General features: G+C 41.4%; 25 protein-coding genes. 5 read left to right on the top strand and 20 right to left on the bottom strand.

Translation table 11 applies throughout. The features are described 5' to 3' along the window. Nucleotides 1–14: 14 nt before the first annotated feature. From ade to NSS78_RS06985, 5 genes are all read right to left on the bottom strand, one after another. Entirely contained in the window at nucleotides 15–1,745 is a 1,731-nt protein-coding gene (ade, locus tag NSS78_RS07005; protein WP_327840609.1) for an adenine deaminase, read from the bottom strand. 242 nt (nucleotides 1,746–1,987) lie between these two features. Beyond that, a complete protein-coding gene (locus tag NSS78_RS07000; protein ID WP_003211815.1) occupies nucleotides 1,988–2,656 on the bottom strand; it encodes a TrkA family potassium uptake protein in 669 nt (222 codons plus the stop codon). Between the two features lie 37 nt (nucleotides 2,657–2,693). Beyond that, nucleotides 2,694–3,527 (bottom strand): gamma-glutamylcyclotransferase family protein, encoded by an 834-nt coding sequence (locus NSS78_RS06995; protein ID WP_249118239.1) that lies wholly within the window; start codon nucleotides 3,525–3,527, stop codon nucleotides 2,694–2,696. A 7-nt stretch (nucleotides 3,528–3,534) separates the two neighbouring features. Next, entirely contained in the window at nucleotides 3,535–4,845 is a 1,311-nt protein-coding gene (locus NSS78_RS06990) for an ATP-binding protein (protein WP_003211426.1), read from the bottom strand. A gap of 142 nt (nucleotides 4,846–4,987) precedes the next feature. Continuing rightward, nucleotides 4,988–5,266 carry an AbrB/MazE/SpoVT family DNA-binding domain-containing protein gene (locus tag NSS78_RS06985; RefSeq protein ID WP_003211634.1) on the bottom strand — a complete coding sequence of 93 codons (279 nt, stop codon included), beginning with the start codon at nucleotides 5,264–5,266 and terminating at the stop codon, nucleotides 4,988–4,990. A gap of 276 nt (nucleotides 5,267–5,542) precedes the next feature. On the opposite strand from NSS78_RS06985, the gene mreBH reads away from it, so the two are divergent. From mreBH to NSS78_RS06970, 3 genes are all read left to right on the top strand, one after another. Next, nucleotides 5,543–6,550 (top strand): rod-share determining protein MreBH, encoded by a 1,008-nt coding sequence (gene mreBH / locus NSS78_RS06980; RefSeq protein ID WP_003211642.1) that lies wholly within the window; start codon nucleotides 5,543–5,545, stop codon nucleotides 6,548–6,550. A gap of 74 nt (nucleotides 6,551–6,624) precedes the next feature. After that, entirely contained in the window at nucleotides 6,625–6,756 is a 132-nt protein-coding gene (locus NSS78_RS06975) for a protein YkpC (RefSeq protein WP_003210922.1), read from the top strand. A gap of 106 nt (nucleotides 6,757–6,862) precedes the next feature. Further along, nucleotides 6,863–8,095, top strand: coding sequence for an aminopeptidase (locus tag NSS78_RS06970; protein ID WP_212045824.1), 1,233 nt, complete (start codon nucleotides 6,863–6,865; stop codon nucleotides 8,093–8,095). A gap of 38 nt (nucleotides 8,096–8,133) precedes the next feature. Here the strand turns inward: NSS78_RS06970 and NSS78_RS06965 are convergent, their stop codons facing one another. Further along, nucleotides 8,134–9,753, bottom strand: coding sequence for an ATP-binding cassette domain-containing protein (locus NSS78_RS06965; protein ID WP_226805126.1), 1,620 nt, complete (start codon nucleotides 9,751–9,753; stop codon nucleotides 8,134–8,136). 143 nt (nucleotides 9,754–9,896) lie between these two features. Between NSS78_RS06965 and NSS78_RS06960 the strand changes: the two genes are divergently transcribed. Then, nucleotides 9,897–10,172 carry a hypothetical protein gene (locus NSS78_RS06960; protein ID WP_034619939.1) on the top strand — a complete coding sequence of 92 codons (276 nt, stop codon included), beginning with the start codon at nucleotides 9,897–9,899 and terminating at the stop codon, nucleotides 10,170–10,172. A 65-nt stretch (nucleotides 10,173–10,237) separates the two neighbouring features. On the opposite strand, the gene lepB is transcribed toward NSS78_RS06960, so the two are convergent. The 8 genes from lepB to NSS78_RS06920 form a co-directional block, all read right to left on the bottom strand. After that, nucleotides 10,238–10,810, bottom strand: coding sequence for a signal peptidase I (lepB, locus tag NSS78_RS06955; protein ID WP_342468375.1), 573 nt, complete (start codon nucleotides 10,808–10,810; stop codon nucleotides 10,238–10,240). Nucleotides 10,811–11,020: 210 nt separating this feature from the next. Continuing rightward, the gene (locus tag NSS78_RS06950; RefSeq protein ID WP_212045822.1) at nucleotides 11,021–12,916 is read right to left on the bottom strand and encodes a PTS fructose transporter subunit IIABC; all 1,896 of its coding nucleotides are present in this window, start codon (nucleotides 12,914–12,916) and stop codon (nucleotides 11,021–11,023) included. Between the two features lie 13 nt (nucleotides 12,917–12,929). Beyond that, a complete protein-coding gene (pfkB, locus tag NSS78_RS06945; RefSeq protein WP_212045821.1) occupies nucleotides 12,930–13,841 on the bottom strand; it encodes a 1-phosphofructokinase in 912 nt (303 codons plus the stop codon). Further along, on the bottom strand, nucleotides 13,838–14,593 hold the full coding sequence (locus tag NSS78_RS06940) for a DeoR/GlpR family DNA-binding transcription regulator (protein ID WP_050945129.1): 756 nt from the start codon (nucleotides 14,591–14,593) through the stop codon (nucleotides 13,838–13,840). Before NSS78_RS06940 ends, pfkB begins: the two co-directional genes overlap by 4 nt. Nucleotides 14,594–14,914: 321 nt before the next feature. Then, nucleotides 14,915–16,108 carry an ABC transporter permease gene (locus NSS78_RS06935; protein ID WP_212045820.1) on the bottom strand — a complete coding sequence of 398 codons (1,194 nt, stop codon included), beginning with the start codon at nucleotides 16,106–16,108 and terminating at the stop codon, nucleotides 14,915–14,917. Next, nucleotides 16,095–16,796, bottom strand: coding sequence for an ABC transporter ATP-binding protein (locus NSS78_RS06930; protein ID WP_050945131.1), 702 nt, complete (start codon nucleotides 16,794–16,796; stop codon nucleotides 16,095–16,097). The genes NSS78_RS06935 and NSS78_RS06930 overlap by 14 nt, the downstream gene beginning before the upstream one ends. Beyond that, nucleotides 16,793–17,899: an efflux RND transporter periplasmic adaptor subunit gene (locus tag NSS78_RS06925; RefSeq protein WP_050945132.1), complete on the bottom strand. Its 1,107-nt coding sequence runs from the start codon at nucleotides 17,897–17,899 to the stop codon at nucleotides 16,793–16,795. The genes NSS78_RS06930 and NSS78_RS06925 overlap by 4 nt, the downstream gene beginning before the upstream one ends. 9 nt (nucleotides 17,900–17,908) lie before the next feature. After that, on the bottom strand, nucleotides 17,909–18,535 hold the full coding sequence (locus NSS78_RS06920) for a YIP1 family protein (protein ID WP_003211611.1): 627 nt from the start codon (nucleotides 18,533–18,535) through the stop codon (nucleotides 17,909–17,911). 509 nt (nucleotides 18,536–19,044) lie between these two features. On the opposite strand from NSS78_RS06920, the gene NSS78_RS06915 reads away from it, so the two are divergent. Beyond that, entirely contained in the window at nucleotides 19,045–19,422 is a 378-nt protein-coding gene (locus NSS78_RS06915) for a hypothetical protein (RefSeq protein WP_003211488.1), read from the top strand. A gap of 46 nt (nucleotides 19,423–19,468) precedes the next feature. Here the strand turns inward: NSS78_RS06915 and moaD are convergent, their stop codons facing one another. From moaD to NSS78_RS06885, 6 genes are read right to left on the bottom strand one after another with little or no spacing between them, the layout of a single operon-like run. Beyond that, entirely contained in the window at nucleotides 19,469–19,702 is a 234-nt protein-coding gene (gene moaD / locus NSS78_RS06910) for a molybdopterin converting factor subunit 1 (RefSeq protein ID WP_044142043.1), read from the bottom strand. Next, a complete protein-coding gene (locus tag NSS78_RS06905) occupies nucleotides 19,695–20,186 on the bottom strand; it encodes a molybdenum cofactor biosynthesis protein MoaE (protein ID WP_212045819.1) in 492 nt (163 codons plus the stop codon). The genes moaD and NSS78_RS06905 overlap by 8 nt, the downstream gene beginning before the upstream one ends. Further along, the gene (gene mobB, locus NSS78_RS06900) at nucleotides 20,183–20,707 is read right to left on the bottom strand and encodes a molybdopterin-guanine dinucleotide biosynthesis protein B (RefSeq protein WP_137054693.1); all 525 of its coding nucleotides are present in this window, start codon (nucleotides 20,705–20,707) and stop codon (nucleotides 20,183–20,185) included. Before mobB ends, NSS78_RS06905 begins: the two co-directional genes overlap by 4 nt. Continuing rightward, nucleotides 20,689–21,966 carry a gephyrin-like molybdotransferase Glp gene (glp, locus tag NSS78_RS06895; RefSeq protein WP_309216619.1) on the bottom strand — a complete coding sequence of 426 codons (1,278 nt, stop codon included), beginning with the start codon at nucleotides 21,964–21,966 and terminating at the stop codon, nucleotides 20,689–20,691. Before glp ends, mobB begins: the two co-directional genes overlap by 19 nt. 9 nt (nucleotides 21,967–21,975) lie before the next feature. After that, nucleotides 21,976–22,992, bottom strand: a complete 1,017-nt coding sequence (locus tag NSS78_RS06890; RefSeq protein WP_212045817.1) for a thiazole biosynthesis adenylyltransferase ThiF — start codon at nucleotides 22,990–22,992, stop codon at nucleotides 21,976–21,978. Nucleotides 22,993–23,022: 30 nt separating this feature from the next. Further along, nucleotides 23,023–23,604, bottom strand: coding sequence for a molybdenum cofactor guanylyltransferase (locus tag NSS78_RS06885; protein ID WP_212045816.1), 582 nt, complete (start codon nucleotides 23,602–23,604; stop codon nucleotides 23,023–23,025). Nucleotides 23,605–23,639 lie beyond the last annotated feature (35 nt).

Raw genomic sequence — 23,639 nt, 5'->3', positions numbered from 1 at the left:
CGGTTTCTCACTTTTTATGATTGAATTGGGAGGTGCTGAAAGTTTCTGACATCAAACAAGCCCTTTGTCGTCATTTTCACATCAGGAATGACTGGAAGTGCCAAGAAGGACAGCGTCAAAAACGGATTAAAGTCTAAGGTAAAACCTGTTTCTTTAAGCGCTTCATGAAGTGTATGAAGGCTTTCATTGACTAGATGTGCCGGCTGATCTGACAATAAACCAGAGATCGGTAATGGCAGCGTATGAAGAGAACGCCCTTCTTTAACAACAGTCAAACCGCCGCCTGCTTCTTTTAACGCCTCAATCGCTTTGATGATATCAGCATCATTTGTGCCAACTGCAATTAAGTTATGTGAATCATGTGCAACCGTTGTTGCAATCGCGCCCTGTTTGATGCCGAAGCCGCTGACAATCCCTACGCCTATTTCAGATAAACCTTGATGACGTTCAACAAGCACCATTTTCAATACATCTCTGCCTGTATCACTTGTAAATTGTCCGTTCATTTCTGAAGGAGAGACTTGTTCTAACTTTGTTTCAAGCTGATTCGGAACAATACGGATCACATTCATATGTTGATCGCCCGTGATAGGTAGTGCAATGTCTTCCTCTTGAACATCTACTGCATGAACAGATTGTAATAATGCTGGGCTTGGTGCGATCTTTTCGACACTTGGCTTGTACTCTCCGTTCTGTGCAACCAATTCACCTGCGATAAATACGCTTGTAATGTCTACATGATGAAAGTCCGAGACAAGCATAAAATCAGCATCATAGCCTGGTGCAATGGCTCCCTTTGTTTTAAGACCAAAACACTCTGCGGCATTTAAGCTTCCCATTTGATAGGCTAAAAATGGATCTAAGCCTTCTTTTATGGACATCCGTACTTGCTCATCAATACTTCCCTGTGCCATTAAATCATCCAAATGTTTATCATCTGTGCAAAAGAAAAAGCGTCTCGCATTCTTTTCATTGACAGCGGGTAAAACATTTTTCACGTTTTTGGCAACAGATCCTTCTCTCAGCATCACATACATGCCCCTTTTCACACGCTCAAGGGCTTCCTGTGCAGTTGTCACCTCATGGTCTGTTTGGATATTGGCCGTCCGGTAGACGTTGATTAAACGATCTGTTAAGCCTGCTAAATGGCCATCAATCAGTTTATTCTCGTTTTGGGCATCAAGCAGCTTTTGAAGCATATCTTCTTCTGCCTGCTCCACACCGACATAGTCCATCACCTCAGCAAGACCAAGTACTTCCTTTTCTTGATAAAGAGGCTTTAAATCTTTCGCTATTAATGTAGCACCTGATCGTTCAAAACTGACTGCCGGTACACAGGATGGCAGCATGAAATAAATATGTAAGGCAGCTTTTCTCGCTTCTTCCAGCATAAATTGGATGCCTGTTATACCTGACACATTGGCGATTTCATGCGGATCTGTTACGACAGTTGTCACACCGCGCGGAACGACAGCTTTGGAGAATTCAGCAGGGGTAACCATTGAAGACTCGATATGAACGTGGCCATCAATAAAACCAGGCACAAGCATTTGACCTGCTGCATCAAGCTCCTGTTCTCCCTCGTACTCCCCTATCCCGACTATTTGTCCATTTTCAACAGCGACATCAGCGTCTATCCATTCCTGGTTAAACACATCCATGACTTTCGCATGTTTAATCACGAGGGCTGCTTTTTTTCTCTTTGCTGCTACCTCAATTTGATGTCTGAAAAGCTCCTTATCCAACGACACTGCCTCCTCCAAGTAAACAATATAATGTTTCTTATCGTAAACGAATCTGTTTGTCCAGTCAATGACATTTAGAGAAAATCAACCATTTCTGAATAGTGATAATTGCACGAAAAATAAGATGATTCATTTTTGCGGTTATACATGAACAAAGCAACCCTTTTCAGTGTCAATTTCCGTCTCAATGTCCACCTGTCATGAACACATTCATGTAAAAAAACACCCCGTCATCGGAGTGCTTAATAATCGTTTTGCATTTCTCGTTTTTCAAAGCGTCCTATATCGGCTACTGCCCCAATGACAATGAGGATATCTTCTTTTTGAATCATTTCATCTGCCAGCGGGGAAACAATGACTTCTTTTCCGCGCTTAATGGCCACAATGTTGATGCCGTATTTTGCCCGTATATCAAGATCTAAAAGAGAATGTCCCGCCAGCCTGCTGTTTGCCACAATCTCAATCAGGCTGTACTCATCTGACAGCTCGAGGTAATCAAGCACGTTATTTGAAATGATTTTATGTGCAATCCGTCTGCCCATATCTCGCTCTGGATGAACGATGCGATCCGCTCCAATTTTGTTGAGCACCTTTTCATGGTAGTCATTTTGCGCTTTCACGGTGACCATTTTGACGCCAAGCTCTTTCAGCATAATCGTTGTTAAAATACTTGCCTGAATGTTTTCACCGATTGCAACGATGACATGATCAAAATTGCGAATACCAAGATTTTTTAAAACGTTTTCGTCCGTCGAATCACCAATGACCGCATGTGAGGCAATTTTCGCGTACTCGTTTACTCGATCTTCATTCATATCCATCGCCATGACTTCAAGTCCTTCTTCGCTCAGCGCCTTGCAAATACTTCCGCCAAAGCGTCCAAGACCAATGACTGCATATTCCTTTTTCATGTTCAGACTCCTTTTATCTCACTTACCATGCATTTTACTACGGTTTGATTAATGAATCCATATGGGAACGAATTTTTTTGCGGAACGCTTCACTTAAGTAAAGGTCTGCTCCTTTTTCGATTTCACTGCGATAATGAGCTGGCGGAGCGATTTCTTCGCTCTTTTGAAGCACAAGAAAGGTTAAACAGTCCTCATAAATTTGATCACCTATTTTGACATCGACAAAAGCTGGACGATATGTGCCTTCATATACTCCCTCTCGTTTATACAAATAACGAATGGCATCAAAAGGAACTTCATATAATACACCCTCTGTTTCGCCGCCGTCTTCTACCATATCAGCTCTTGATCCATCTGGCCTCACCAATGTAAATTTCGTAGTAAAACCGTTTAGTACACCACCGCCGATGATTTGTCTGAAGTGATGATCGACTTCTGCGAGCTTAAATCTAGCATCATCCATACAGGAGCCATAGGCAAAATAATAGAAGGATGATGGCTTCTCATGCCACAGTTTATAAGCTTTCCAGCACCCTCTCTTTATTTCTTTCAGTGCTGATGCCTTCTGCTCTGGCAAAATGTATGTCATGGCTGCTACCTGACCTTGATCCGTCATGACATTGATTTCCTGCTTGTCATACCCTTCCTCTAGTGCGTCTATCTTATTCAACGTGTCAGCAGTCACCTCGTACAATTCCCCGTATACAGTGCCTTTTTCTGCGGAAACACACGCTGGATATCCTTGACCTGTATCGTAGATTCTTCCATTCATCCAAGCAGATTTAGCTATTAGTCTGCTTTCCTTCATGTACGCTTCGTGGTGCTCTTCATGCTGCAATAGCGTCCCATATACAAATAAAGCTTTCACCATCATAACTTCACGTCCTCTCAACTTGCTGCTGTCTGCTTTTTTGACACACAGGCAAATAAATATGAAAAGCTGTGCCTTTTCCAAGCTCACTAGACACGTCCATTCTTCCGTGATGATCTTTTAAAATTGTCGCACAGATGGTCAGACCAAGCCCTGTCCCTTCTTTTTTCGTGGAAAAGAAAGGGTCATATATTTTTTGAATATCTTCTTCAGACATCCCTTTTCCTTCATCTTGAATGGTAATCTTCCATTCATTCAATACTTTTTCTGTAGATATGTATATGCTGCCACCTTCAGGCATTGCCTCAATCGCATTTTTGATTAAATTAATGAACAGCTGCTTCATTTGGTTAGCGTCTGCTAGGATTGCACCGGCATCCTGCCTTTTAAATGGCTGCTTGAGATCAATATTTGAAAGAACGGCATTTGTTTTTAATAAAGTAATCACTTGTTCTAGAAGCTCATGAAGCTGGACTTCTTGAAAATGGACCGCTTGAGGCTTAGCCAATACAAGCAGCTCACTTAAAACAAAATCAATCCGTTTAATTTCAGAGAAGATAATGTCAAAATAATCGGTTCTTTCAGGATATTGTGTCTTCATCAGCTGTAAAAAACCATTTACTGATGTCAGTGGATTTCTGACTTCATGGGCGATTCCAGCGGCTATTTGTCCAGCGACGGCCAGCTTTTGCGCCTGCATTTGCAATTGCTGATTGGATCTTTCAAGCTCAAGCTTTGCCTGCTTTTGTTTCGTAATATCAGCTACTGTTCCAATTCCTCCGGTAAACTGGTGATGCTCATCAAAATAGAGCTTGTAATGAACGTCTCCCCATACCTTCTTTCCCTCTTTATGGAGAAGCTGCAGTTCTACCCGCCCCGCATCTTTATGCTCCTTGATCACAGATAACAAATGCTGCACCACGCGTTCCTCTTGATCAAAGTACTGATTGTACATGGTGCCTAGACATTCATCAATGTCATAGCCTGTCATTTGTGTCCATGCTTGATTCAAAAAAATAATTTCACCTTTTTCGTTTGTTTCAAAGACGATTTCTTGCAAGTTATCTGTAATTCGATTCAGCCGCTCTGTCAGTTCCTGTGCTTCTTTCTCTCTCGTATTTAAGTCTGACACAAATAGATTTAAGCGGTCTACATAGCCTGAGACAACCCAGATCCCTGTTAGAACAAGGACTGTAAAGGCTAGATCGAGCGGCCAATTAATTTGATAGCCGCCTAGATAATAAAAGAAATCCCAGCTTAATATTAAAATAAATGCAAGAACAGATAACACGATCCGCACTTGATATGTTTTGTTCAAATAATTCCACCTGCCGCCCTGAGATTCTTTGTCAATTGTACCATTTTCCACTTATTTTTTGAGGGAGATGGGGCATTTTTAAGGAACTTTTTCAGAAAAAAAGCCTGTTCTCCGCACAAAGGAAGAGAGCAGGCTTTTTTCATTACTGCTGAAGAGCTTCTTGCAGCTCTTTTAAGAGCAGTTCTGCGCCTTCAGCGCTTAATGTAATTTGACCATTTCCATAATCATGGTTCTCTGATGTAATCTCACCAGTCATGAGGCAAACACCCTCTGGCTTGTATTTTTTCAAGACGATTTTCTCCCCATCTATAAAAAATTCCATACTGTCTTTAATGGCAATATCAAGTGCTCTTCTTAATTCGATTGGCATCACAATACGCCCTAGTTCGTCTACTTTTCTTACGACTCCGATAGATTTCAATTTCGTTCCCTCTTTCTTTCATTAGCTCAAGATCAATCTGTTTTTCACCAATTGATATATCGTAGACGTAAGAGATTCTCAAAAGGTTTCTCCTCTATAAAAATTTTTTTCATAAAAGAAAAAACAAAGGGAAAATTTATTGTGATTGTCAAAATGATACTTGAATTTTACAAGTTCATTTCAAGGTCATCACAAACCCCCACAAATGACCTCAACCCTCTGAACTTTTAAATGTAAAATTGTTTAAAACAGCAAAAATAGAGATTGGGTGAAAACATGTTTCAAAATGCCGAAATTGGAATTGATTTAGGAACAGCTAACATATTGGTTTATAGTAAAAATAAGGGAATTATTTTAAATGAACCATCCGTCGTGGCAGTCGATACAGAAACAAAAACTGTACTTGCCGTCGGAACAGAAGCAAAAGAAATGATTGGGAAAACACCTGGGAAAATTGTGGCGATCCGTCCGATGAAAGACGGTGTCATCGCTGATTATGATATGACAACAGATTTACTCAAACAAATCATGAAAAAAGCAGGAAAAAATATCGGGTTTACCTTCAGAAAACCAACGGTCGTCGTATGTACACCTTCTGGTTCAACAGCTGTTGAGCGTCGTGCCATCAGTGATGCTGTGAAAAACTGCGGAGCAAAGCACGTGCATTTAATAGAAGAACCTGTTGCAGCCGCAATCGGCGCTGATCTCCCAGTAGATGAGCCTGTTGCAAACGTCGTAGTTGATATTGGCGGAGGAACAACGGAAGTTGCCATCATTTCGTTTGGCGGCGTTGTCTCTTGTCATTCCATTCGAATTGGCGGAGATCAGCTGGATGAAGATATCATTACGTTTGTCCGAAAGAAATATAACCTATTAATCGGCGAGCGGACAGCTGAGCAAGTTAAAATGGAAATTGGTTATTGTCTCATTGAGCATGAGCCTGAATCATTAGAAGTACGTGGACGTGATCTGGTGACAGGTCTTCCAAAAACGATCACACTTGAATCTCATGAAATTCAAGGTGCCATGCGAGAGTCACTTCTTCATATTTTAGAGGCGATTCGTGCCACATTAGAGGACAGCCCTCCAGAGCTTAGTGGTGACATCGTAGACCGCGGCGTGATCTTAACCGGCGGTGGCGCTTTGTTAAACGGGATTCAAGAATGGCTCTCACAGGAGATTGTCGTTCCAGTTCATATTGCAGCAAATCCACTTGAATCTGTCGCAATCGGAACAGGTCGTTCACTAGAAGTCATTCATAAATTGCAAAAAACATTAAAATAATCTTCTTGTTCTACTTCTTTTTTTATCATTTCGATCATATCGTGAGGAATGGATAAACGTGAAGGAGGAAGAACATGTTGCTTGATTTAGGTAAACGGGTCGTTGTCACAGTCATTTTAACGGGTATTATATTAGGAGGAATGAGCCTGTCGTTTTCACATATGCCCCCTTCTAATGCACAGCCTGTGAAACAACTGAACCGCTAAAAAAGCCGCATGAAAGCGGCTTTTTTATTTTGGCCTTTCGCGTGCTCCCCATTTTCCTTTCCGGTCTTAAATCTGATATGATGAACATGACTAAAGGAGGGTTTTTATGAATTCATTTGAAAAACAATTAGATCAATATGCGAAGACCATCGTTGAAGTCGGTGTGAATGTTCAAAAAGAACAAGAAGTCGTCGTATCTGCATCTACTGAATCTGCAGACCTTGTTCGTCTTGTCGCGAAACATGCGTATGAGCACGGGGCGAAAAACGTACATATCCGCTGGAGTGATGGTGTTCTTGCTCGTTTAAAATATGAACATGCACCGCAGGATGTGTTTGAGCAATTCCCAGAATGGGAAGCACAGATGATGGAAACCATCGCAAAACGCGGCGGCGCTTTTATCACGATCTTGTCAGAAAGCCCTGACCTTCTGCGAGGCATTGATTCGAAAAAAATCGCTGCACAGCAAAAAGCCGCTGGATCCGCCCTTCATACATATCGCCAATACGTTCAATCAGACAAAGTGGCTTGGACGGTCGTAGGCGCTGCATCAAAAGATTGGGCGAAAAAGATTTTCCCTGACCAGACAGATGAAGAAGCTGTCGCTTTATTATGGGATCAAATCTTTAAAGTCGCTCGCGCTGATCAAGCAGATCCTGTGGAGGCTTGGAAAAAGCACGATGAGTCGCTAAATGAAAAGGTCAAAATCCTAAATGAGCGCCACTACCACAAGCTTCATTATGATGCTCCTGGCACTGATTTAACGATTGAGCTCCCTGAGCAGCACATTTGGGTAGGTGCCGGCAGCGTGAGTGAGCGCGGCGTCTCTTTCATGGCCAACATGCCAACAGAAGAAGTCTTTACCGTACCTAAAAAAGATGGTGTAAATGGGACTGTCTCAAGCACAAAACCGCTCAGCTATGCAGGAAATATCATTGATGAGTTTACTTTAAGATTTGAAAATGGCCGAATTGTCGATGTGAAAGCGAAGGAAGGCGAAGACATTTTAACTTCGCTCGTTGAAACAGATGAAGGCTCTCATTATCTAGGTGAGGTTGCTCTCGTACCAGATGATTCACCAATCTCAAACTCGAACATTCTCTATTACAATACCCTTTATGATGAAAACGCATCGAATCACCTTGCCATCGGCAGCGGGTATGCGTTCAATATCGAAGGCGGAAAAGAGATGAATCGTGAAGAATTGGATGCAGCTGGTGTAAACAACAGTATCACACACGTCGATTTCATGATTGGTTCAAAGGAAATGAATATTGACGGTATTACAAAAGACGGAAAACGTGAACCGATCTTCCGTAATGGAAACTGGGCGATTTAACCAAGAAAAGACATCCACAAGTGGATGTCTTTTCTTATTTACGCATAAAGCTCAACGAGTCTCTTTTGAATCTCTTGATCTGATAAGAACTCATCATATGTTGTTTGTTTATCGACGATGCCATTTGGCGTCACTTCGATAATACGGTTTGCCACTGTTTCAACAAACTGATGGTCATGAGATGAGAAGAGCATAGCTCCTTTAAAGCTCATTAAACCGTTATTCAGCGCCGTAATGGACTCTAGGTCTAAGTGGTTCGTCGGCTCATCTAGAAGCAGTACATTCGCTCCTGACAGCATCATTTTCGATAACATACAACGAACCTTTTCTCCTCCTGATAAGACGCTTGCTTTTTTCTTAACTTCTTCCCCAGAGAAAAGCATACGTCCTAAGAATCCGCGTAAGAAGCTTTCGCTTTGATCATTAGGAGAATACTGGCGAAGCCAATCCACTAGATCGACATCGTTTCCTTCAAAGTATTCACTATTGTCTTTCGGGAAAAAGGCTTGAGATGTTGTGACGCCCCATTTATATGTCCCACTGTCTGGCTCCATCTCACCAGCAAGAATTTTAAATAAAGTAGACACAGCAAGCTCATTACGGCTTAGGAACGCAATTTTATCCTCGCGATTCATAATAAAGCTGACGTTATCAAGTACTTTCACACCGTCAATTGTTTTCGATAGACCTTCTACTTGAAGAACATCATTCCCGATTTCGCGCTCTGGCGCAAAATGGACATACGGATATTTACGTGAAGATGGCTTAATATCGTCTAAAGAGATTTTATCAAGCAATTTCTTTCTTGACGTCGCTTGCTTCGATTTAGAAGCATTCGCGCTGAACCGGGCAACGAACTCTTGAAGCTGCTTAATTTGCTCTTCTTTTTTCTTATTTGCATCTTGGCTGAGTTTCAGCGCTAGCTGGCTGGACTCATACCAGAAATCATAGTTTCCGACATATACTTGAATTTTTCCGAAGTCTAGGTCCGCAATATGTGTACATACTTTGTTTAAGAAGTGACGGTCATGCGAAACGACGATGACGGTGTTTTCAAAATGAATAAGGAACTCTTCCAGCCACTGGATGGCTTGTAAGTCCAAGTGGTTTGTTGGCTCATCCAGAAGAAGGACGTCAGGCTTACCAAATAAAGCTTGTGCTAGTAGTACTTTAACCTTTTCAGAACCACCAAGCTCAGACATTTTCTTCAATTGAAGGCTCTCTGGAATGCCAAGACCTTTTAATAAGATCGCTGCTTCACTTTCTGCTTCCCAGCCGTTTAACTCAGCGAACTCACCTTCAAGCTCTGCTGCACGAATCCCGTCTTCATCTGAGAAATCAGGTTTCATATAGATCGCATCTTTCTCCTGCATCACATCATATAGACGTTTGTGACCCATCATGACGACTTTTAATACTTCAAATTCTTCGTATTCAAAGTGGTTCTGTTTTAAAATCGCTAAACGCTCACCAGGGCTCATATGAACATCGCCCGTCTGAGCTTCAATTTCACCTGAAAGAATCTTTAGAAACGTTGATTTACCAGCTCCATTGGCACCAATTAAACCGTAGCAGTTGCCAGGAGTGAATTTAATATTTACTTCTTCAAATAGTTTACGATCAGCAAAACGCAAACTAACATTATTTACTGCAATCATTTATTAATCCTCCATCACTCATTCATCATTATGAAGTATAACATGAATAACGTTTGATAGAAACGTCTCTCACTAAGAACGAAGGCAAATTGTCCAATATGGTATAATAAGTGGGAATGATTTATTGAAGGAGTTCGTGCGATTTGAGATTACTTACACTGATGGAATACTGTTTATTGATTTTCTTTATGGGTATTTATTTATCTGCAACAGGCTTTAATGCGAGGGATTTTGGCCTTTATATTGGGCTTGTGCTTATTTACACACTGGTACACATCTTTTCGAAACGCTTTTTACAAAAGCGAGGGAAAGAAAATCATAAGATCGGATTGTTTCGGTCCGTTTTAGCCATTACTGGGTCTGTCTTCGCTTCTGTGTTGGCCATTGTGCTCATTGTTACAGTGCTCACGCCAAATTAAAAACGACCCTTCTTTTAAGGGTCGCCCGTTCAAGCACTTTTCTCACGCACCTGAGAAGGGTGCTTTTATTTTGTTTGCCGAATGTCGCCAAATGGGAAGAAAACAAATTCTGATGTCCCGACAACCCGATCCTTTTCAATGAGCCCAAGTCCATTTCTGCTGTCCATGGAGTTGAGTCTGTTGTCCCCCATCACAAAGTAATCGTTTTTCAGAACTTTCACTGGACCAAAATCCCCTGTCAAATGCACTTCATACTCTTTCGCATGTGCCTTGTTCTCTTTTAAATAAGGCTCATCTACTTTTTTACCATTAATGTAAAGCGTATCATCCTTCATTTCAATCGTGTCTCCCGGAAGACCGATCAATCGTTTTACATAATGAATTTTCTGGCCATCTTTTCCATTAATAATCACGATGTCACCTCGTTTGACACCACCTAGATAGTTAATGGTTTTGTTGACAAACAGCTTTTCTCCATCATGAAGGGTCGGTTCCATCGACTCTCCTTCCACCACATACGGCTCAAATATAAACGTACGGATGAGCAAGACGAGCGCAAGTGCAATTAAAATGGCTTTGATCCATTCAAACAGTGAACTTTTCTTCTCTGTTTTGGCTTGCTTTGCATCAGATTGAATATCATTTTCGTTTTGTTTGTTTTCTTCGTTCAAAATACTGCTTCCTCCTAAGACTTTCTGCTAAAAGACTTGAAACGTGAATTGAATAACTTTACTTTATCACATGTCATTTAAAAATTCACAAGACAACCATTCAATTAGATATTTTTTCCTAATTTGTTCATAATTAAACAAAAGAAGCACCGCTGTTCACGATGCTTCTCTTCTACTTTACGCTTCTAGTTTCACTGGTTTTTTCAAAATACCAAGTAAAATCGCTGTTACAACGGCACCGATTAAGATGCTGATGATATAAAGTATCGGATGATTTGTTACCCAGAAAACGAATAGTCCGCCGTGCGGTGCAGGAAGCGTGACTCTAAAGAATTCCGTTAATCCGCCAGCCACAGCTGCTCCAATGACAGCTGAAGGAATCACGCGTAGAGGATCAGCCGCTGCAAACGGGATCGCCCCTTCAGTGATGAAGGCCGCTCCCATAAAGTAGCATGTAATCCCTGCTTCTCGGTCACGTTTTGAGAATTTATTTCTAAAAATTGTTGTAGCAAGTGCAATACCTAATGGTGGTACCATTCCGCCTGCCATAATGGCAGCGTGTGGTGCATAGTTTCCAGCAGCAATCATCGCAAGACCAAATGTGTAAGCCGCTTTGTTAATTGGCCCACCCATATCAATCGCCATCATACCTGCCAAAATAATGCCCATTAAGACAAGGTTTCCAGTACCTAAAGTTTCAAGCCAATGAGTTAATCCGTCCATCACCATTTTTACTGGTGTGTTCACAACGTAATGCATAATGATACCTGTGAAGAAAATACCGAACAATGGATAGAGCAGAACCGGTTTAATTCCGTCGAGTGACTGCGGTACGAATGTGAATACTTTTTTAAGTAACACAACGACATAACCAGCAAGGAAACCGGCAATGAGTCCGCCTAAGAATCCAGCACCTGCTGCCGATGCCATAAATCCACCAACCATACCTGGCGCAAAACCTGGACGATCTGCAATACTCATCGCAATAAATCCGGCTAATACAGCCACGATTAAGGCAAGTGCATTATCTCCACCAATTCCTTTTAAAACAGCTGCAAATGAATTAAATGAAGGGTCATTAGGGTCAGCCGATTTAATACCCCAGAAGAATGAAATTGCAACAAGGATACCGCCTCCGACAACAAATGGAAGCATGTTGCTTACACCGCTCATTAAGTGCTTGTAAAAACCACTTCTCCCTTTGCCAGATGACTCATGTTCGTCTTTTGAAGAACTGCCGCCAGAGCCTTTATAGATCGGCGCATCTTGATTGACTGCTTTTTCAATCAATTCCTGCGGACGACGGATTCCTGCTGTCACAGGTACTTCAATGACATGTTTGCCTTTAAAGCGTTCCATTTCAACTTGCTTGTCCGCTGCCACAATGATGGCTGGTGCTTCTTCGATTTCTTTTGCGGTAAGAGCGTGTTTAATACCGCCAGAGCCGTTTGTTTCAACTTTAATGTCAACGCCCATTTCTTTCGCTTTTTCTTTCAAAGCATCTGCTGCCATAAATGTATGTGCAATACCTGTTGGGCAAGCTGTTACTGCTAAAATCTTAGCTGGTTTACCTGATGCAGCCGGCTCCTCTTGAACTTCCTCTTCTTCTTCATCGTCGTCCTTATCATGCGTATTGATGATATCGATGATTTCATCTTCAGTAGCCGCTTCAAGAAGCTGCTTTCTGATTTCTTCACGCATCAGAAGTGTTGATAAACGAGAAAGTGCTTCTAAGTGCGTGTTGTTTGCGCCTTCAGTTGCTGCAATCATAAAGACAAGATGACTCGGCTGCGCATCCAGTGATTCATAATCTACACCAGCTACCGAGCGGCCAAATGCAATGGCAGGCTCTTTGACACTTGCTGTTTTAGCGTGAGGGATAGCAATTCCTTCACCAATACCAGTAGAGCTCTGTTTTTCACGGTTAATCACTGCTTCTTTGTAGCCCTCTTTATCATTTAACTTGCCTGCTGTATCTAAAACAGTGACTAATTCTTCAATGACTGCTTCTTTCTGCTGGCTGTCTAATTGAAGCTTAATGGTCTGCTTTGTGAGTAGTTCTGTTATTTTCATGGTGACTCCTCCTTTAAATGCGTGTGACTTTTACTTGTGGTAATAGTGTGTCAACAAGCTCTTTTGTCCCAAGCTCTTCAGAAAATGCTGTAGCACTGCCTGATGTGACGCCAAGCTTAAATGATTCTTCAATCGAAAGGCCTTTCGAAACGCCGGCTAAAAATCCTGCAACGACTGAATCCCCTGCACCAACCGAATTAACAAGCGTACCCTTTGGAACATTTGACTGATAAATCCCTTCCTTACTGAATAAGAGAGCGCCATTACCAGCCATGGATACGATAACATGTTCAGCACCTTGCTCTAACAGCTTCTTCCCATAAGGAATAGCTTCTTCCGCAGTAGAGATGCTTGTCTCAAACATTTCACCTAGTTCATGATGGTTTGGCTTCATTAAGAACGGTTTCAAGCCTGCTGCTTTTTTTAGGGCTTCCCCGGAAATATCAAGGACCACTCTAACGCCTTGCTTTTCGCACACCTCAGCAATACGTTCATACGTGTTATGAGGCAATGAAGAAGGAATACTGCCAGCTAACACAACGACATCTCCTTCAATCAATGAAGTAAATTGAGACAGAAACGACTCAAATTGTACTTCAGTAATGGATGGGCCGAGTCCGTTGATTTCGGTTTCTTCACCTGTTTTTAGTTTCACATTAATTCGTGTATCTTCTGACACCTCGTGAAAGGCTGTTTGTAATTGTTCGTTTTGTAAAAAGTCTTGAATATATTTGCCTGTAAATCCACCAATGAATCCAAGTGCTTTTGATTCAACACCGTGACGTTTTAAAAGCCTTGAGACATTGATCCCTTTTCCGCCCGGATATTTTTTGTCATAGGTTGAACGATTCAAACCGCCGACTGCGAAATCCTCCACGTGTACGATGTAATCAACTGATGGGTTTAAAGTAACTGTATAAATCATGTTTTCACTACCTTTATAACCGTTTTTTCATGGTAATTATCGAATGAATCCTCTTTTGCGTCGTTTGTGATAATGGTGGCTTCCTGTAAACTAGCAAAGGTTGAAAACGATATTTCGCCAAATTTAGAGGCATCTGTTAAGATATAGGTTTTTTTCGCCTGCTTCATGGCCCTTTTTTTCATGAGCGCTTCCTCTGGATCAGGTGTTGTAAACCCCGCCTCGGGATGAATGCCGTTCGTCCCAACAAAGCTTTTGTCAAAACGGTAATTTTCCATCGCCGTTAAGGCTGCGGCTCCGACCATGGCTCCTGTTCGATGTTTCACTGATCCGCCTATCAGGTAAAAAGAAATGCCTTTTCTCATGAGTGCTTCAATGTGCATAACACCATTTGTCACCACAACAATATCTTGATCTGGATCGATATATTCAATCATTTGCTGTGTGGTCGTACCAGCGTCTAAATAAATACAATCGCCTTGTTTTAAAAGTGAAGCAGCTGCCTCTGCAACCAATGACTTTTCTTGAAGGTTTTTGGCAGATTTCTCAAATACATCTGGTTCAAGACGGATACTTGATATCTTGGCTGCTCCCCCATGAACTCTTTTAAGAAATCCTTTTTCTTCAAGGGCTGATAAATCTCTTCTAATAGTAGATTCAGACGCATCCGTCATAATCGTTAAGTCCTGTATTTTGATGACATCATTTTCTTCTAAACAGTCGATAATGAGTTGATGTCTTTCCGGTGTTAACATGAAAACACCCCCTTTTGAAAACGTATTCATTTCGCGCGCACCTTTATTGTAATCGCTTTTTTCAACATTATCAATACAAAACAATCAAATACATTCAATAACTATCAAAATCTTTCACCATGGTCATCTTACCTTTATATGTACCATTTGTAAACTGAAAAATATGTGACATTAAGATGAAAGTCATGATCTTAGCATTTCTATCATTTTTCATTTCATTCAATAGAACTAAAAAAAGCTTTTATGCGATGTGCATAAAAGCTTTTGATGTTTGATTACAGCGGAATTCACACTGTTTGTATGTCTTTGTTCTTCTCAGAATTATTCATATCTAAGAGAATCAATCGGATCTAGTCTTGCTGCTTTATTCGCAGGAATTAACCCAAAAACAATCCCAATAAGCATACTAAACAGTACACCTACACAAATGATTTGCCAAGATACTAAGGACGGCCAGCCGGCAATGAGTGATACTAACGAGGCACCGCCTATACCTAGTGCAATCCCCATCAACCCGCCGATCAAGGTTAAGACGACAGACTCAATTAAAAATTGAACGAGTATTTGAGCCCTCGTTGCTCCAATCGCTTTTCGAATACCGATTTCCCTTGTCCTCTCTGTCACAGAAACAAGCATGATATTCATCACACCGATACCGCCGACAAGTAAAGAAATTCCAGCTATTGACCCAATGATTGTTGTCATAACAGACGTGATTTGACCGATGCCCTCTGCAATTTCTTCCATGTTGATCATTTCATAAGCATCTTCTGTATGATGATTCTCATTTAATAATGCAGCCGCATTCTTTCCTACTTCCTTCATTTGATCAGCATGTGCGACTTGAATTGACAACTTATCGTATTCTTTGATCCCAAATGTGGAGGTGAGCATGGCAAATGGGACATATATTTCATTCATATCGAATGAGAGCATTCCTTTTTGTTTGGCTAAAACACCGATGACTTCAACCGGCTGTCCGTTCATCCAAATCATTTCGCCCAATGCCTTCTGTCCATTAAATAATTCTTTTTGTAAGCCTTCAGAGATGAGGGCGGCTCTTCTGCCGCTTCTAAAGTCAATATCTCTTAAATTCTGCCCTTCTGCTATTTGTAATGAATGTACATTTGTATACCCTTCATTTATACCGTTAACTGTCGCATCCACTGTCGTATCTTGAAATCTCAGCTGCATTCCTTGCGCAGTCGAAGAGGCAACCTGATTCACCCCATTGATTGTCTTAATGCTTTTTATGTCTTCCTCAGTAAATGTGGCGTCGAATAAAGCGTTGGGATTTGCATTTAACTCTTCGTCAGAAGGCGTATATGTCATATCAACGGTATTGTTTGGACCTGAAATCGACCCTTTTAGCATTTGCTCGCCGCCTTGACCGATAGCCACGACCGCAATGACTGATCCAACACCAATAATAATCCCAAGCATCGTTAAAATAGAACGTAATTTATGAGCTAAAACAGAATTCATCGCTATTTTGATATTTTCAAAGAGTTTCATTCATAGCGTCCCCTTGTGTCAATCTATCTTCAACGAGTCGTCCATCTCTTACAACGACCGTCCGATTTGTATACGCAGCTATTTCTTCTTCATGGGTGACAAGTACAATCGTTGTCCCTTCCTCATTCAGCTTAGTAAACTGTTCCATGATTGAGAAGCTTGTTTTTGAGTCAAGAGCGCCTGTCGGTTCATCTGCTAAGATAAGTTGCGGCTTATTGACAATTGCACGGGCTATTGCCACTCTTTGCTTTTGCCCTCCCGACAATTCACTTGGCATATGTTTCATTCGGTCTGTCAAACCAACCTTTTCAAGTGCCATCTCTGCACGTTCTTTTCTTTCCTTTTGACTGATACCAGCGTAAATCATCGGAAGCTCAACATTACGCCTCGCATTTAACCTCGGCAGCAGGTGAAATTGCTGAAAGACAAATCCAATGAATTGATTTCGAATCACTGCGAGGTCTTGATCCTTTGCTGCTGACAGCTCTCTTCCTTGAAAATGATATTGTCCTGTAGTTGGCCGGTCTAAACAGCCAATGATATTCATTAACGTCGATTTTCCAGAGCCGGACGGGCCCATAATAGACATATACTCGCCTTTTTCGATGACAAGATCGACCTCACTTAATACATCAAATGATTCCTCGGCAACCTCATAGCTTTTTGTCACGTTTGAAAGCTGAATCATTCAGCATTCACTTCCATTCCGTCATACATGTCATCTGATGGATGAGAAATGATTTGATCCTCTGCTATGACACCTTTTGTCACTTCAAGATCATGACCTGACGTTTCCCCTAGCTCTACTTTTACTTTTTTAAGTACATTCTTTTTGACAACATAAACGTATTGTCCATCATCCTCTTTTTTTACAGCTGATTCAGGAATCGTTAGGGCTTGACGCTTATCTGTTTCAATTTCCATGATCATTTTAAAACCAGGTTTTGCTTCAGGTTTTTTTCCTTTTATTTCGATTTCAACTGGATATTGCACCGTTTGATCACCTGCAGTTGTTTCGGATGCTGCCTGAGCAGGTACAACCCCCACTTTTTTCACGACCCCTTGCCAGCTCTTTCCGCGAATAACATCAGACGTTATCTTTACTTTTTGTTTCTTTTTCACTTTTATGGCGTCATATTCAGAAATCAATCCTCTTACAATCATTTTTTTCTCATTGCCAATATGAATGATCGCCTGTCTCTCTTCTGGCTTTCCTGCCCCTTCTTCTTGCTCAATGGAAATGACTGTACCGGCAATTTTACTATGTACGATTAAATCTTCTATTTGTGCTTTTACTTTTTCTTGGCTGATCTCTGCTTGTTTTTGTTCTAATTCAGCCGCTTTCAGCTCTAGTTCAAGCTGGTCTCGCTCGGTTTTAGGATTGGCAGCGGAGTCGCCTCCTTGTTTTTTATCTAATTCGCTCAATCTATTTTGTAATTGTTCGCGTTTTAACGTACTGGATTCAGCCGCAAGAGCTTGCTGCTCTTCTTCAAGTTCCAGCTCTCTATTTTCATATGTAAGAAGCGGCGTTCCAGGCTTTACCTTTTCTCCTTCTTTCACAGAAATCCCCTTCAAATGTCCCTTTTCCTCTTCTGCATAAATGAACTGCTCTTCAGAGAATGAAAGTGTCCCTGGCGTCATGACCGTAGTGGTGATTTCTTTTTGCGTAGGTTTTACTGTTTTAATAGCTGCTGTCGAAGCAGGCTTTGATTGATTTTTCGCAATGTTAAAGCCAATAAATAGACCGATAACAATAATAAAAATGGATCCGATGATGATTTTCTTTCTCATAAAGACATTCTACCCCCAGCTTACTGATATGGTGATTGCAGTTCCTACATATTGAAAAATGATAGATAAGAGATAAAAGACTCCTATAATGGTCCAAGCGATTCTTGGCGATATATGGCCTACTTTCATCAATAAAAAGCCTGTTAAAACAAGGTTCCAGATCACAAATAGATCAATATTGGCAAGCACAGCATGCCATGGACCAGACGTTTGAATGAGTGCATTTAATGAGGTGATTGTGATGTTTTTTGGCACATGGAACAGAATGATGGACAGATGAGAAATAATCGTACCAACGATCGTAACTGGTGTAATAAACAGGACCGCTGAAAACAGCTGCTGAAACGATGCATCACCCTTTGCTAAAAAAACGATGAACTTATATATTGCAGCATTAACCACAAGCCCGAGAAGTAGACCAATTAGCGTCACCACATAAACGACCGATACCGGCAAGCTTAAATCTGCCCACATTCCTTCATTCACCAGCTCTGACAAATAAGTCACAATCACTGTTAAAAAAAGTACGCAGGATAAAGGCCACCAAACCACCGGATTTTCCCATACTCTTTTCAGGTGCTCCGAAGGCCTTGTGCTCACTCCAATGATCGTAGGCTTTTGCATATTTTCTTTCATCAAATGTCATCCTCTCTATGTCATGCAAGTATGCAAACGCACATGCTCTCTCTTATTCTTTCTATTTTATCAAAAGATTGCCAATAAGTGATGGATGATTTGATTTTCTTATTTTCATTGAGGGAAAAATTATCTATTATCATGAATGAAATCCTCCAAATGACACCATGACTAGATCATATTCATATCAAGAAATAAAGGTTTTTCTGACCTAAAAACATTTTATCAAAAAAAACCCATGTCTTTCGGAATAAATATCCTTTTCCTTTGAATTCGGTTGGTCTTTGTGAGACACAACAATTTTTTGTTAAAATAATCCTAGTAATTTCAACAAATCCCGGCTTTATAGGACTATGATTGGTTTCTTTTATAGAACAAATGAGCCTTTAGTAACAATACTTTCATATTAAAAAATTAAAAATATCATGATTTTACTTGATCAAAAGTTATTTTTTCATATAATGTAAAATAGAGGTAGGTTAAATGATAGTGGAAATGGAGTCAAGTGAATGTTAAGAGAAAAATTGAAAACGCAATTGATTTTACTTTATGAAAAGGAACAAGAAGCATGGCAATACTTTCGAAAGGAAAGAGAACTGATTTATCATGAGCTCAAATTACTTGATATGAAAGAAAGCAGACCCTCTAATGACAAAATATACTACGCTGCTAGATGTGTAGATATTATTAAAGAGAAAAAGGGTAGCATTGTGAGCACAAAAGAATTAAAAGAACAGCTTCAAGCCCAGACAGATTTCAACGTGAGACGAATTAGTGAATTGTATGATCTGATTCAGCAGCTCGATCCTCACATTTCTAAAGCACGAAGGGGATGTTTTATTTACGAAGATCACACCCAAATACCTCTACAATCTTTTCACACATAAAAAATTGGTTACAGCCGCTGGCCATAACCAAATCCTCTAATATCTATTATCCACCGCTTACAGGAGGAATGAATGCAACAGTGTCCCCGCTACGCACTTCAGCGTTTCCCCTCGTATATCGTTCGTTGACTGCAACCATCACATTTTGTGCAGCATCAACACCATATACCTCCTGTAATTCTAATTTAATCTCATCAACCGTTGTTTGATCTTTTTGAATGATGATTTGTTGTTTACCGGCCTTCTCAGCAAGGCCGGCGAACAATAATACACTAATCAAGCTGATCACCTTCTTTCTTTGCAAGTTGAAGCTCGCTAGGTTTCCCCTCTGGATATGAAACTTTTTCAAGCTGATCACCTATCCAGGCTTCCCCGTCTTCCCAATATTCTTTTTTCCAAATCGGAACGATTTCCTTAATTCGCTCAATGGCATATTCGTTCGCTTCGTATGCAGCCTTCCTATGAGGAGATGAAACGGCTATCGCAACAGCAATATCCGTTATATCAAGTGTCCCGACCCTGTGCACAATGGCAGCTTCAGTATCAGGCCATCGTTTCTTGATTTCTTGTCCAATTTGACTTAGCATGCTTTCTGCCATTGGTATGTATGCTTCGTAAGTTAAGCGCAGCGTTTTCTTACCGTTTGTCCACTCTCTGACCGTCCCGATAAACGTCGTAATGGCCCCTGCCTTCCGCTTTGTCACATGCTGAATCAATTCATTCACATCAATCGGCACTTTTGTTATTTTAAAAAGTTCACTCAAATAGAGCCGCCTCCTTTCAATAAGTTATAACAAAATGTATTCGCATCCTTTTCAAAGGCTGAAAACACTGGAAAAGAGTAATTTTGGGCTAACTGAAACTCTTGAGAAAAATAAATAGCTGCTTGTATATTGGAAAGTGTTGAAAGATCAATGAGCTCCTCTTCATTCTTCACACAAACGATTTTGCGGTATGGTGCCTGTTTATACCCTTCTATCAAGACCGCGTCTAATGGAAGATACTGACACATGTTGAGCAATTGCTTTAACGTGATGTGCTGCATTGAAAAGTGAAATTCACCCTCTCCTTCTACGCCAGCGGCAAATGCACCTGCCCCGACATATCGATCGGTGTCTTTTTCTTTCAAAAGACGATCTGGTTTACCGCCATGTCCATGGTGTTTAAAACAGCCTAGCTTCAGCTCATCAAGTACAGCCAGCTGACAGAGCTTTTCAATCAACGACGTCTTTCCGCTGTTTTGATAACCGACCACCTGTAATATACTTAATGTGTCATCCAGCATGGGGAACCCTCGCCTTCGTGCTGAAACAGCAGAACATGCACCTGATCACCAGCCTTAAAACCTCTTGTTCCACCTGGCAGCACGATGAAACAGTTCGCCTCTGCTATTGAGGTCACGGCACTTGATTTATCGAGACCTGTTGGGGTCACACTGAGCTGACTGCCCGTGAACTCAAGTGCCGCTCTGACAAATCGAGTAAACGGATTGGCTTTTGGGAAATCGTGTGTCAGCTTCGCCTCAGCAAAATCGGGTAACGGCTGTTTCTTGAAAGACCATTTATAGACCATCGGTTTCACAAATAATTCAAAGCCAACAAAACAGGCAGCAGGATTTCCTGACAGGCCAAACAGCAGTTGACCATTTGGCATTGCAGCAACCGTCGTTACACTGCCGGGTCTCATGGCCACTTTATTAAATAGCACCTGAGCTCCCAGCTTTTCATAAATTGCGGGGAGAAAGTCAAAATCACCTACTGAAACTCCGCCTGTTGTAATTAAGAAGTCTACCTTGCTTAAGGCTGCTTTGACTGCATGATAGCTTTTGTCAAAATCATCGGACACACCGCCTAAATCAAGCGGCTCTCCCCCAGCCTTAAGGATCTGGGCATAAACCATGCTAAGGTTACTGTTTCTAATCTTCCCGTCCACCATCGCATCACTCACTTGAAGAAGCTCTGTACCTGTTGAGATGATGCCGATCACTGGCTTTTTGACAACTGGAACTACCGCATATCCGAATGTCGCCAATAAGGCCGTAACGCCCGGAGTTACTTTGGTTCCTTTTTTGAGCATCACATTCCCTTCAAGTACCTCTTCTCCTTGACGAGAAATATTGTCCCCTTTTTTCAGCGGTCTTTTAAGTGACATGTATGATTTCCCATCTTTTTCAAAGGTTTTAGTCAGCTCAAGCATGATGACGACATTTGCTCCATTCGGGATTTTTGCTCCTGTCATGATACGAATGGCTTGAAAGAGACCGATGGTTTTTGCTGAGACCACTCCTGCCCCAATATGATCAATGACCTCAAATTCAACCGGATGCTCGCTTGACGCTTCTTTTGTATCTTCTGCCCGAAGTGCAAAACCATCATACGGGGACCGATCAAATGCAGGCACATCATGATCTGCCAAAATATCTTCTGCAATGAACCTTTCAAGGCTATTTCTTAAAGGCACCCATTCTGCTTCTCCATGCTTTTCATATTGATGGACTTTTTGAATGGCTTCTTGTACTGGAATTGGCTGACGTCTTTCCATCACACTTCACTCCTATATCCCTAGCAGTTTTGCTAGTAATGAATTGGCTGCTTTTTCATCATTTGTCCCATGGATTAATGCACGTCCACCTTTGAAAAAGACGATACGATAAGATTCATAGCGGACATGGATTAAGAAGTCATTCACTTCTACCTCACAAATGGATGACAGCCGCTCTTTCACATGCTGAAATGATAGATTAGCTAGATCCTTAGATACAACTTGGACTGTATCCCGCCCGCAAAGAATCGTCGTTTTTTTACGCTGATCGTGTAAATAAGGATAGGTTCTATCTTTGCCGCAAGATGGACAGTCCTTCTGCTTAGTAAGAGACAAATCCATTTTAAACGATGTCGCCTGCCAAAGATCAAATGTGACAAATTTCCGTTCGATTTGATCTTCATGTCCTGTTAAATACTTTAGCGCCTCTGTTTGCTGATAAGCAGAAACCATATGAACTGCTGGAGAAATAATCCCCGCTGTATCACACGTCAAACCGCCAACAGGCAGTTCTGTAAAGACACACGATAAACACGGCGTTTTATCTGGCAAAATGGTCATATACATCCCCTGGCTGCTCACACAAGCACCATATATCCACGGCGTCTTCGTTTCCTGCGATAAATCATTCATGACCATTCTCGTCTCAAAATTATCCGTCGCATCAATGACAATATTTGCGCTGTGAAATAACGGTCTTAACAGCTCAACCCCTGCATCTTCAATCAGGGCGTGTATGGTCACTTCATGATTGATCTCTAGGAGACGTTTTTTTGCCGCAGCTGCTTTTGGCACATGTGCCTTTGCGTCATGTTCTGTATACAGCTGCTGCCGCTGTAAATTTGAAAATTCTACATAATCACGATCAACAATCGTCAACGTGCCGATCCCAGACCGGACAAGCCCTTCCGCAGAGGCCGTTCCAAGTGCACCTGCTCCAACAATTAGAACATGACTGTCAGCAAGCGCACGCTGACCCTTTTCCCCAACCGGAGGGAACAAGATTTGTCTTGAATATCGATCATTCAATGCTGTTCTCTCCTCACCATTTTTTATGTATCATATCATACCGTTTTCAGGTAAATCGCTTCTTTTATTGATATTTCGGAATTCATTTGGTGTTACGTTCAGTTCCTCTTCTGAGACGATACGCACCTTAAGCCTTTGAAGTAACTCTTTGATGGCTAATTGATTCTCTTTTAAACACGCATCAATGGACGGCAGACAGCGGCGGTGATAAAGTGCAAATAAAGGCTGTAATCTGCCCTGAACAAGCGGGATGATTGCATCTACGTGCTCGCCACAATAGGACGATAATGCTTCGGCGGTCTCTCTCCGCACGAAAGGCATGTCACATGCCGTCACTAAATACCATGCTGCTTCTTGCTTTTGCATCGCTGTATACATGCCGGCAAGCGGCCCGCATCCGAGCACCTGTTCATCATCCAACCACACATCTCGTTCACCTCTTTCTTTAAAAAAGGTCAGAAGTGATGGATGGCTGATGATGACCATCTGTCCTTTCAAAAGTTGCTTTTTCACATGCTCATATAGTGGTTTTCCTTGATACATATAACTTGCCTTTGGCTCTCCAAAACGTCTGGATGCTCCTCCAGCTAAAATGACATTGACTACGTCCATCCACTCACCCTCCTTTGATATGGTTGTTCTAATCA

This window comes from Bacillus sp. FSL W8-0920 (assembly GCF_038593215.1).
GTDB classification, from domain to species: Bacteria; Bacillota; Bacilli; order Bacillales; family Bacillaceae; genus Bacillus; species Bacillus pumilus.
Note: the sequence above shows the minus strand (reverse complement) of the source record. Positions and strands in the feature narration are given on the sequence as shown.